7 protein-coding genes are annotated in these 11,153 nt (G+C 72.8%); 5 read left to right on the top strand and 2 right to left on the bottom strand.

The window, feature by feature from the left end:
- Positions 1 to 262 precede the first annotated feature (262 nt).
- Positions 263 to 889, bottom strand: a complete 627-nt coding sequence (locus NH602_RS21880; protein WP_073573908.1) for an HAD-IA family hydrolase — start codon at positions 887 to 889, stop codon at positions 263 to 265.
- A gap of 344 nt (positions 890 to 1,233) precedes the next feature.
- Here NH602_RS21880 and dnaE point away from each other — a divergent pair, with 344 nt between their 5' ends.
- A complete protein-coding gene (gene dnaE, locus NH602_RS21875) occupies positions 1,234 to 4,782 on the top strand; it encodes a DNA polymerase III subunit alpha (RefSeq protein ID WP_161152357.1) in 3,549 nt (1,182 codons plus the stop codon).
- Between the two features lie 135 nt (positions 4,783 to 4,917).
- On the opposite strand, the gene NH602_RS21870 is transcribed toward dnaE, so the two are convergent.
- The gene (locus tag NH602_RS21870; RefSeq protein ID WP_179760351.1) at positions 4,918 to 5,847 is read right to left on the bottom strand and encodes a PaaX family transcriptional regulator C-terminal domain-containing protein; all 930 of its coding nucleotides are present in this window, start codon (positions 5,845 to 5,847) and stop codon (positions 4,918 to 4,920) included.
- Positions 5,848 to 5,957: 110 nt separating this feature from the next.
- Here NH602_RS21870 and NH602_RS21865 point away from each other — a divergent pair, with 110 nt between their 5' ends.
- The 4 genes from NH602_RS21865 to NH602_RS21850 all read left to right on the top strand — a co-directional run.
- Positions 5,958 to 7,226 (top strand): adenosylmethionine--8-amino-7-oxononanoate transaminase, encoded by a 1,269-nt coding sequence (locus NH602_RS21865; protein WP_161152359.1) that lies wholly within the window; start codon positions 5,958 to 5,960, stop codon positions 7,224 to 7,226.
- Between the two features lie 279 nt (positions 7,227 to 7,505).
- Complete coding sequence (locus NH602_RS32010; RefSeq protein ID WP_253068779.1) at positions 7,506 to 9,815, top strand: SulP family inorganic anion transporter; 2,310 nt, start codon at positions 7,506 to 7,508, stop codon at positions 9,813 to 9,815.
- Between the two features lie 49 nt (positions 9,816 to 9,864).
- Positions 9,865 to 10,254 carry a co-chaperone YbbN gene (locus NH602_RS21855; protein ID WP_020623876.1) on the top strand — a complete coding sequence of 130 codons (390 nt, stop codon included), beginning with the start codon at positions 9,865 to 9,867 and terminating at the stop codon, positions 10,252 to 10,254.
- Positions 10,255 to 10,329: 75 nt separating this feature from the next.
- Positions 10,330 to 11,153 (top strand): aminotransferase class I/II-fold pyridoxal phosphate-dependent enzyme (locus tag NH602_RS21850; RefSeq protein WP_253068778.1); only part of this gene is annotated, 824 nt, incomplete at its 3' end.

The following is an 11,153-nucleotide window of genomic DNA, read 5'->3' as shown; positions in this document are numbered from 1 at the left end:
TCGTCCGGCCTCGCGGTCTCCGGCCGGCCCCCGGCCTCCGGGCACCCCCGGGCTTCCGCCCGCCCGGGCCCGGCCCCGTCCGGCCGCGCGGCCCCGGTCGCCCCGGCTGCCCGCCCATGATCGCCGTGATGGAAGTGATCGGTGCCGGATGTGGCACCGATCGCTGCACGCGTACCGATCATGAGCCCGACGGTGCCCGGGGTCCGCGGATCCCCTGGCCGCAGTGCACGGCGGTCGCCGGCGCCGGGTCCCGGGGGACCGGTCAGCCCAGCACCCCGCGCTCGCGCAGCACCCGCACGGCCCGGGCGGCGCCCTCCCATCGGTGGGCGTCCCAGCCGTGCGCGGACGCGGCGCGGACGTTGTCGACGCGGTCGTCGAAGAACAGCACCTGCTCCGGTGCGGTGCCGAACTCGACGTCGGCGCGCCGGAAGATGTCCTGCGACGGTTTCGCGGCGCCCACGTCGGCGGAGAACAGCAACCGGTCGAACGGGCTGCTCCAGGCCGCGGCGCGCACCGCGGAGGCCAGCCCGCGCGGCGCGTTGGACAGCACGGCGAGGCGCACCCGGGCCCGCGCGAGGTCGGCGATCAGCATCGACGACGACGGCGGCAGTGTCGACCAGAACGTGACGTCCACCCGCTCGGCGGCGTCCATCCGGGCGCGCTCGGGTGCCAGGCCCAGGTCGGCGCAGACGGCGGTCCAGTAGCGGTCCGGCGGGTCGCCCAGGTCGTGCCGGGCGCGGTGGCGCCAGTACGCCTCGCGCAGCACGGGTTCGGGCACGGCGAACACCCCGGCCAGCCGGCGCTCCAGGCCCGCGGACGGCACCAGCACCTCACCGAGGTCGAACACCACCGTGGTCGGCGGTGTCGTCGGCTCGGGGGCGGTGGGCATCGTGGCCCGACCCTAACCCGCCGCCGGACCGTCCGCGACACGCCGTCGTCCGGGGTGGACAGGGGGTGAGCAGGCCCGACACGCGGAGCCCGATCGTGCCCGGCCGCCGTCGCCGGAACCGTCGGACCCCACCGTTACGCTGGGCCCCTCACCGATCCGGTCGGTCCGGACCCGCAGGGTCCACCGGCTCCGGCGAGCGGGCCCCGCCAGGTCCGCGCGCCGGCGCCGATGTCCCTGCCCGTCCGCGCCGCCGGCCCGGTGTCGGCACGTCCGCCCCGACGGGCGTGCGCACCAGCGGAGGTCCGCGCCGTCCCAGCGGCGCGGGAGAGGAGCGCGGGACACACATGGGCAGTGCCGGATCCGGGAGTCGCTCCTTCGTTCATCTGCACACGCACACCGAGTTCTCGATGCTGGACGGTGCCGCCCGGCTCGACGACCTGTTCTCCGAGGCCGCCAAGCACGAGATGCCGGCCATCGCGATGACCGACCACGGCAACGTCTACGGCGCCTTCGAGTTCTGGCGCAAGGCGAAGGCGCACGACGTCAAGCCGATCATCGGCATGGAGGGCTACCTCGCGCCCGGGTCGCGGCACGAGCGCAAGCGCACCGCGCTGGGCAACGGCAGCGAGAACAACCCCGACCTCATGTACACCCACATGACGCTGCTCGCGGAGAACACGGAGGGGATGCACAACCTCTTCCGGCTCTCCTCGCTGGCCAGCCTCGAGGGCTACTACTACAAGCCGCGTATGGACCGTGAGCTGCTGGAGAAGTACGGCAAGGGCCTGATCGCGACGACGGGCTGCCCGTCCGGCGAGGTCGCGCGCCTGCTCCAGCAGCACGACTTCGACGCCGCCTGCCAGGCCGCGAGCGACTACCGCGACATCTTCGGGAAGGACAACTTCTTCCTGGAGCTGATGGACCACGGCATCGAGATCGAGAAGCGGGTCCAGGAGGACCTGTTCCGGCTGAAGGACAAGCTCGACCTGCCCGGCCTCGCGACGAACGACCTGCACTACACCTACCCCGACGACACCAAGGCGCACGAGGTGCTCCTCTGCGTCCAGACCGGCAAGACCCTCGCGGACCCGAACCGGTTCAAGTTCGACGCGCAGGACTTCTACCTCAAGTCCGCCGCCGAGATGCGCCAGCTCTGGGACCCGATCCACCCCGAGGCCTGCGACAACACGCTGCTCGTCGCCGAGCGCTGCAACATCGACTTCACCACCGGCCAGGACCTCCAGCCCAAGGCGCCCGTCCCCGAGGGGGAGACCGAGGAGTCCTGGCTGATCAAGGAGGTCGAGCGGGGACTGCACATGCGGTTCCCCGACGGCGTCACCGAGAAGTACCGGCAGCAGGCCAACTACGAGGTCGGCGTCATCATCAAGATGGGCTACCCCGGCTACTTCCTGGTGACCGCGGACCTCATCCAGCACGCCAAGTCGGTCGGCATCCGCTGCGGCCCCGGCCGTGGCTCGGCGGCGGGCTCGCTGGTCGCCTACGTCCTGGGCATCACCGACCTCGACCCGATCCGGCACAAGCTGATCTTCGAGCGGTTCCTGAACCCGGACCGTGTGTCGATGCCCGACATCGACATGGACTTCGACGAGCGGCGGCGCGGCGAGATGATCCGCTACGTCACCGAGAAGTACGGCGAGGACCGGATCGCGCAGATCATCACCTACTCGACGATCAAGGCGAAGGCCGCGATCAAGGACTCGGCGCGGGTGCTGTTCGGCCAGCCCGGCTACTCCGTCGCCGACCGCATCTCCAAGGCCATGCCGCCCGCGGTGATGGGCAAGGACATCCCGCTGTCGGGCATCTTCGACCCGTCGCACAAGCGGTACTCCGAGGCGACCGAGGTCCGCGCCCTCTACGAGGCGGACCCGCAGGTCAAGGAGATCGTCGACACCGCGCGGGGCCTCGAGGGACTGAAGCGGCAGTGGGGCGTGCACGCCGCGGGCGTGATCATGTCCTCGACGCCGCTCATCGACGTGATCCCGATCCAGCGCCGCGAGTCCGACGGCGCGATCATCACGCAGTTCGACATGGGCGTCTGCGAGACCATCGGCCTGCTGAAGATGGACTTCCTGGGGCTGCGCAACCTCACCATCCTCGACGACGCCCTGGAGAACATCGAGCTCAACGGCAAGCCCGCCGTCGACCTGGACGAGGTCGAGCTCGACGACCGCAAGACCTACGAGCTGCTCTCCCGCGGGGACACCCTGGGTGTGTTCCAGCTCGACGGCGGCCCGATGCGGGATCTGCTGCGCCGCATGGCGCCCAGCGAGTTCGAGCACATCTCCGCGGTCGGCGCGCTGTACCGCCCGGGCCCGATGGGGGCGAACGCGCACAACGACTACGCCGACCGCAAGAACGGCCGGCAGGAGATCACGCCGATCCACCCGGAGCTGGCCGAGCCGCTCAAGGACGTCCTCGGTGAGACCTTCGGCCTGATCGTGTACCAGGAACAGGTCATGTCCATCGCGCAGGTGCTGGCGGGCTACACGCTCGGCCAGGCGGACCTGCTCCGCCGCGCGATGGGCAAGAAGAAGAAGGAGATCCTGGACAAGGAGTACGCCGGCTTCGCCCAGGGCATGAAGGACAACGGCTACTCCGCCGACGCCGTCAAGACGCTCTGGGACATCCTGCTCCCGTTCTCCGACTACGCCTTCAACCGCGCCCACTCCGCCGCCTACGGCGTGGTGTCCTACTGGACGGCCTACCTCAAGGCGAACTACCCGGCCGAGTACATGGCCGGCGTGCTCACCTCGGTGCGCGACGACAAGGACAAGGCCGCGGTGTACCTGGCGGAGTGCCGCCGGATGGGCATCACGGTCCTCCCGCCCGACGTCAACGACTCGGTGCGCAACTTCGCGCCGGTCGGCGACGACATCCGCTTCGGCCTCGGCGGCATCCGCAACGTCGGGCACAACGTCGTCGACGCGATCGTCGCCGCGCGGCGGGAGAAGGGGAACTTCGTCGACTTCTCCGACTTCCTGCGCAAGGTCGACGCGGTCGTCTGCAACAAGAAGGTCGTCGAGTCGCTGATCAAGGCGGGCGCGTTCGACTCGCTCGGCCACTCCCGCAAGGGCCTGCTGCTCGTGCACGCCGACGCCATCGACGCGGTGATGAGCACCAAGAAGGCCGCCTCGCTGGGCCAGTTCGACCTGTTCGGGTCGCTGGACGGCCCGGGCGAGGGCGACGACGGCGGTCTCGGTGGCATCTTCGACGTGAAGGTGCCCGACGAGGAGTGGGACACCAAGCACAAGCTCGCCGTCGAGCGGGAGATGCTCGGCCTCTACGTGTCCGGGCACCCGTTGCAGGGCCTCGAGCAGGCGCTCGCCGCGAAGTCCGACACCTCGATCGCCGACATCGTCGAGGGCTCGGTCGCCGAGGGTGCGCAGGTCACCGTCGGCGGCATCCTCGCCAACGTCAACCGCCGGGTGAACAAGAACGGCGAGCCGTGGGCGTCGGCGCAGATCGAGGACCTCGCCGGCGGCATCGAGGTGCTGTTCTTCCCGCGGGCGTACCAGGTGGTCGGCGTCGACGTCGCCGAGGACGCGATCGTGCTGGTCAAGGCGCGGGTCAACAAGCGCGACGACCGCGTCTCGCTGATCGCGAACGACCTCGCGGTGCCCGAGCTGGCCACCGGCGAGGCCGGGCTGCCGATCCGGGTCAGCCTGCGCACCGACCAGTGCACCCCCGAGCGTGTCGCGAAGCTCAAGGAGGTGCTGACCCACCACCCCGGCACCTCCGAGGTGCACCTGACCCTGGTCTACGGCACCAAGATGACCGCGCTGCGGCTGGACGACTCGCTCAAGGTCATGCACACCTCGGCGCTGATGGGGGACCTGAAGGCCCTGCTCGGCCCCGGCTGCCTCGGCGGCTGACCGCCACACCCCTCCCCGGGCGTCCACACCCGTTGCCACGGGTGTGGGCGCCGGGCAACGGTTGTGGGTGCGGCGCCGACCGGCCCGTGCCGCCGGCGCGCGACGGGTGTGGCGGGGTGTCGCGGTGGGCAGGGCTCAGGCCCGGCGGGCCAGGTCGGCCCAGGCGGCGCGGGCGGGGGCGTCCCAGCGCTCGTGCAGCGTGGTGAACAGCTCCGCCGCGCGGGACCCGGCCCACTGCTCGGGCAGCAGCTCGGCGGGCAGCTCGGGGTCCAGGAACGGGAACCGTCGCCAGGCGTGGACCAGACGGACCTGGCGGGCGAGGACGTCGTCGGCGACGGACACGGCAGGCCCGCCGGCCCCGCGATCGGAGGCGGCCGCGGAGGACGCGTGGGAGGCCGGGTCGAGGTGGGGGCCGAACTCGTCGAGGAACTCCGAGTAGGCCCGTTCCACGACGTCGAGGTCCCAGGCCTGGGCCACGATGTCGTCGGCGCGGCCGATGCCGCCGTAGTGCCCGACGAAGGAGTACCCGGACCCGGCGAGGTCGAGCTCGTCGAGCACCGCCGCGACCCGGGCCTCTTTGCCGGGGTCGGGGCTGACCCACACCCCGGGGGCGGGGGAGCCCAGCCCGGCCCAGGCCAGCCGGGTGCGCAGCCGGTGGCGCAGGCGTCGGCGCGACTCCGGGACCGAGGCGAGCAGGACCAGCCAGCGGCCGTCCCAGCCGGTCGCCGGACGGCCGAAGCCGTAGATGCGGGCGGCGCCGTCGGACAGCAGCTCCGACCCGGCGGGGGTGAGCGACCAGCGGACCCGGCGGCCGTCGCGGTCGGAGGTCAGCAGACCCTCGCCCGCGGTGCGGGCCAGCGCCTGGCGGGCCGACTTGGCCTCCACCCCGAGCGCTCCGAGCACGTCGAGCAGGGCCCGGGTCCAGACCGGTTCCCCGGCCGGGAGGACGAACTCGCCCAGCACGGTGAGCAGCAACGATCGTGCGGAGGTCTGCCCGAGCTCGCGACGGCGCAGGGCCGACCCGTCGGGCCCCTCCGGCTCGTACACGGAGTCGGGCGTGGCCATGGTCGGGCCAGCGTAGAGGGTCGGCACTAACGTGGGCGTCCGTGACCACCGCAGGCCCCGGGCGTGTCCCGGACCCGACCCTCTCCGGATCCCCGCTCGACACGGGGGCACTGCTCGCCACCGACCGGGACCACGTCTGGCACCCCTACGCGCCGATGCCGGCGACCCGGGCGCCGATCGTCGTGGAGTCCGCGCAGGGGGTGCGGCTGAGGCTGCCCGACGGCCGTGAGCTCGTCGACGGGATGTCGTCGTGGTGGTCGGCCATCCACGGCTACCGTCACCCGCGGCTCGACGCGGCGGTGCGCGACCAGCTCGGCCGGATGAGCCATGTGATGTTCGGCGGCCTGACCCACGGCCCGGCCGTCGACCTGGCCCGGTTGCTCGTGGACGTCAGCCCGGAGGGACTGGAGCACGTGTTCCTGGCCGACTCCGGTTCGGTGTCGGTCGAGGTCGCCATCAAGATGTGCCTGCAGTACTGGCGGTCCCGCGGCCGGCCGGGCAAGCACCGGCTGATGACGTGGCGGCGCGGCTACCACGGCGACACCTTCGGCGCGATGAGCGTCTGCGACCCCGACGGCGGCATGCACTCGCTGTGGTCCGACGTCCTCCCGCAGCAGGTGTTCGCCGACGCCCCGCCGGAGGACTTCACCCACGACTACGTCGCCCACCTCGCCGAGCTCGTCGAGACCCACGCCGACGAGCTGGCCGCGGTCGTCGTCGAGCCGGTGGTGCAGGGCGCCGGGGGGATGCGCTTCCACGACCCCCGCTACCTGCACGTGCTGCGCGAGCTGTGCCACGCCCACGACGTGCTGCTCGTGTTCGACGAGATCGCCACCGGCTTCGGCCGCACCGGCGAGCTGTTCGCGGCCGACCATGCCGCCGTCGCCCCGGACGTGATGTGCGTCGGCAAGGCGCTGACCGGCGGCTACCTGACGATGGCCGCGACCCTGTGCAGCACCCGGGTGGCCCGCGGTATCACCGACGGCGAGGCCGGCGTGCTCATGCACGGGCCGACGTTCATGGGCAACCCGCTCGCCGCCGCCGTCGCCCACGCCTCGGTGTCGCTGCTGCTCGAACGTGACTGGCGGCGCGAGGTGAAGGAGGTCGCCGCCGGGCTGCGCGCCGGGCTGGCCCCCGCCCGGTCGCTGCCGGGCGTGCGGGAGGTCCGGATCCTGGGCGCGATCGGTGTCGTCGAGATGGCCGAGGAGGTCGACGTCGCCGCCGCGACCGCCGCCGCGGTGCTCGCCGGGGTCTGGCTACGGCCCTTCCGCAACCTCGTCTACGCGATGCCGCCGTTCGTCAGCACCCGCGACGACGTGGCGCTGATCGCCGCCGGGATGCGGGCCGCAGCCCTTGCCGGGCAGCGGGACCAGCGCTGAGACCGTGATCCGGACCACCGATCCGGTGGAATTCGGTGTGTTCCACCTCACGTTACGCAGAGGTGAACGGCGCTGACCGGGCGTTTCGTCGTGGACGTCCGAAACGATGAGAAGCGCTCTCATCATGATCCGTTTCCGTGGTCGGGGTGAAACGGTGTCGGCCGATCGCATTCGTCCGGCCGGCCGCACCCGCTCCGCCGGTCGCGCACCGCGCGACCCGCCTCAGTCGACCGCACCGTCGCGGTCCGGCGCCCCCCACGGACCGACACGGAGGATCCGGTGCCCACGCGCAGTCACTCCAGCACCACCAGCCCCACCCGTAACACCGAACACCGTGTGGAGGACCACGAGCACGCCCCGGCCGAGTCCGGCCGCGGTGAGCACTCGCCGCCGGGCGGCTCCTGGTTCGGCCGCACGTTCCCGCACGCCCGGGCGGATTTCTCCGCCTCGATCGTCGTGTTCCTCGTGGCGGTGCCCCTCTCGCTGGGCATCGCCGTCGCCTCCGGCGCCCCGATCCTGGCCGGCCTCATCGCCGCCGTCGTCGGTGCCGTCGTCGCCGGTCTGCTCGGCGGCTCCAGGCTCCAGGTCTCCGGTCCCGCCGCCGGTCTGACCGTCATCGTCGCCGAGCTGGTCAACACCTTCGGCTGGCAGGTCACCACGCTGATCACCGCGGGCGCCGGTGTCCTGCAGATCGTCTTCGGGCTGACCCGGCTGTCCCGGTTCGCCCAGGCCATCCCGCCCGCCGTCGTGCACGGCATGCTCGCGGGCATCGGCGCCACCATCGCCCTCGGCCAGCTGAACGTCGTGTTCGGTGGTCAGGCGCAGACCGGCGGCGTCAACTCGATCGCCGCGCTGCCCGGCGCGATCGCGAACCTGTCCTGGCCCGCGCTGCTCCTCGGCGGCATCGTCATCGCGATCATGCTGACCTGGAACCGGCTGCCCGCGAAGCTGACCGTCGTCCCGGCCGCGCTCGTCGCGATCGTCACGGCCACCGTCGTCTCCCTCGCCTTCGCCGACGTCGTCCGGGTGCAGCTGGGGGGCTCGCTCCTGGACGCGCTGTCGCTGCCAGCGCTGCCGGAGTCGAACTGGGGCGGCGTGCTGTTCGGCATGCTGACCATCGCGCTGATCGCGAGCGTCGAGTCGCTGCTGTCCGCCGTCGCGGTGGAGCGCATGAGGCCCGGGACCCGTACCGACACCGACCGCGAGCTGCTCGGCCAGGGTGCGGCCAACACCGTCTCCGGCATGATCGGCGGCCTGCCCATCACCGGCGTGATCGTCCGGTCCGCCGCGAACGTCAAGGCCGGTGCCGAGACCCGCGCGTCGGCGGTGCTGCACGGCGTCTGGATCGCGTTGTTCGCGATCGTGCTGATCGGCGTCATCGAGCTCATCCCGATGGCCGCGCTGGCCGGTCTGCTGGTCATGATGGGTGTCGGGCTGGTCAAGCCGGCCGAGATCCGCACCGCGCGGCAGCACGGTGAGCTGGCCATCTACGCCGCCACCCTGCTCGGCGTCGTGTTCCTGAACCTGCTCGAGGGCGTCGTCCTCGGGCTGGTCCTGGCCGGGCTGATGCTGCTCTGGCGCGCCGTCCGGTCCCGCCCGCACCTGGAGCAGGCCGACGACGGCAGCTGCGAGCTCGTCGTCGAGGGCTCGCTGAGCTTCCTGGCCGTGCCGCGGCTGTCCCGCGAGCTGAACTCCGTCCCGCGCGGCTGCGACGTCACCGTCCGGCTGGTCACCGACTACCTCGACCACGCCGCCTACGACCACCTGCTCGCCTGGAAGGCCCGCCACGAAGGCACCGGCGCCACCGTGACCGTGATCGAGCCCGAGCAGGCCCGCCGCGCCGCCGCGCCCGGCGCCGGCTTTCTGACCTGGGGCGAGTGGCAGGGCGGGGAGACCGAGGGGCACGCGTCGGGGACGCTGATGGCGGGCGTCGCCGCGTACCACGACAACACCTCCGAGGCGATCCTCCCGACCATGACGGGGCTCGCCGACGGGCAGTCCCCGTCCGCGATGATGATCACCTGCGCGGACTCCCGGGTGCTGCCGCACGTCATCACCCACAGCGGCCCGGGCGACGTGTTCACGGTGCAGAACGTCGGCAATCTCGTCGTCGGGCCCGGCACCGCGGCCGCCGTCGAGTTCGCCACCGGCACCCTCGACGTCCCGATCGTCGCCGTCTGTGGCCACTCCGGCTGCGGCGCGATGCAGGGGCTGCTCGCCGGCGGCGCGAACGGGGACTCCGCGCTCGGCCAGTGGCTGCGCGAGGCGCGGCCGGTGCTGCGTGCCTACGAGAACGGTCACCCGGTCGCCGTCGCCGCCGCGCAGGACGGTTTCGGCGAGGCCGACCAGTTGGCGATGGTGAACGTCACGATGCAGCTGGAGATGCTGCGGGCGCAGGACTCCGGCGCCGAGGTGCTGGGCCTGTTCTACGACATCCGCAGCGCCCGTGTGCTCGTCCTCGACGAGGCCGCGGGCCGGTTCGTCGAGCCCCGCGCCGACCTCGGCGCCGGGGGCTCGGACCTCGACCGGATCGCCGCCGGGCACGGGCACGGGGCCACCGCCGCCGCCCGCCGGCTGCTGAAGGTCTGAGCCCGCGCATCCGGGAACAATCCGCACCCACGACGTCGTTGGGGACCGTATGGCCACCGTGGAACTGACCACCGACAACTTCGACGACGTCGTGGGCGCGCCCGGGACGACCGTGCTCATCGACTTCTGGGCGTCCTGGTGCGGGCCGTGCACCCAGTTCGCCCCCGTCTACGACGCCGCCTCCGAGAAGCACCAGGACGTGACCTTCGGCAAGGTCGACACCGAGGCCCAGCAGGCGCTGGCCGGCGCGTTCGGGATCTCCTCGATCCCGACCGTGATGGCCGTCCGCGACGGCGTGGTGCTCTACTCCGAGCCGGGCGCGCTGCCCGCCGAGGCCCTCGAGGACCTGATCGGCCAGGTGAAGGCGGTCGACATGGACGAGGTCCGTGCCGCCGTCGCCGAGCAGGAGAAGCAGCAGGGCGAGGCGCCGCAGGCCTGACCCGGCATCCGCACGACCCACGGAGCCCCGCACACCCCAGGGTGGGCGGGGCTCCGTCGTGCCTAGGGTGTGGGCGTGACCGGCCCCGACCCGACGCCGCCCGGACCCCGCCCGCTGGCCTGGCTCGACACCCACGCCTGCGCCCGAACCGAGGCCGGTCTGCGCCGCAGGCTGTCCCCGCGTCCGGCCGGTCCCGCGGGCGGGCCCGCGCTCGACCTCGCCGGCAACGACTACCTCGGGCTCTCGACCGACCCGCGGGTCGTCGCCGGGGCGACCGAGGCGCTGCGCACCTGGGGTGCGGGCGCCACCGGGTCACGGCTGGTCACCGGCTCGACCGCGCTGCACGCCGAGCTGGAGGCCGAGCTCGCCGCGTTCTGCGGACACGACGACGCCCTGGTGTTCTCCTCCGGCTACACCGCCAACCTCGGGGTGGTCACCGCGCTCACCGGCCCCGGCGCGCTGATCGTGTCCGACGCCGCCGCGCACGCCTCCCTGGTCGACGCCTGCCGGCTCTCCCGGGCCCGGGTGGTCGTCGTGCCGCACGCCGACGTCGACGCCGTCGACGCCGCGCTGGCCGCCCGCACCGAGACCCGCGCGCTCGTCGTCACCGACTCGGTCGGGTCCGCCGACGGCGACCTCGCCCCGCTCGCCGCGCTGCACCGGGTCTGCCGGGCCCGCGGCGCGGTGCTGCTCGCCGACGAGGCCCACGGTCTCGGGGTACGCGGTCCGGGCGGGCGCGGCCTGCTCGCCGAGACCGGGCTGGCCGGGGCGGACGACGTCGTCGCCACCGTGACCCTGTCCAAGGCGCTCGGCAGCCAGGGCGGTGCGGTACTCGGCCCGGCCGCGGTCACCGCGCACCTGGTCGACTCCGCGCGCTCGTTCATCTTCGACACCGGCCT

The sequence above is a fragment of the Pseudonocardia sp. McavD-2-B genome (assembly GCF_024124365.1).
GTDB classification, from domain to species: Bacteria; Actinomycetota; Actinomycetes; order Mycobacteriales; family Pseudonocardiaceae; genus Pseudonocardia; species Pseudonocardia alni.
Note: the sequence above shows the minus strand (reverse complement) of the source record. Positions and strands in the feature narration are given on the sequence as shown.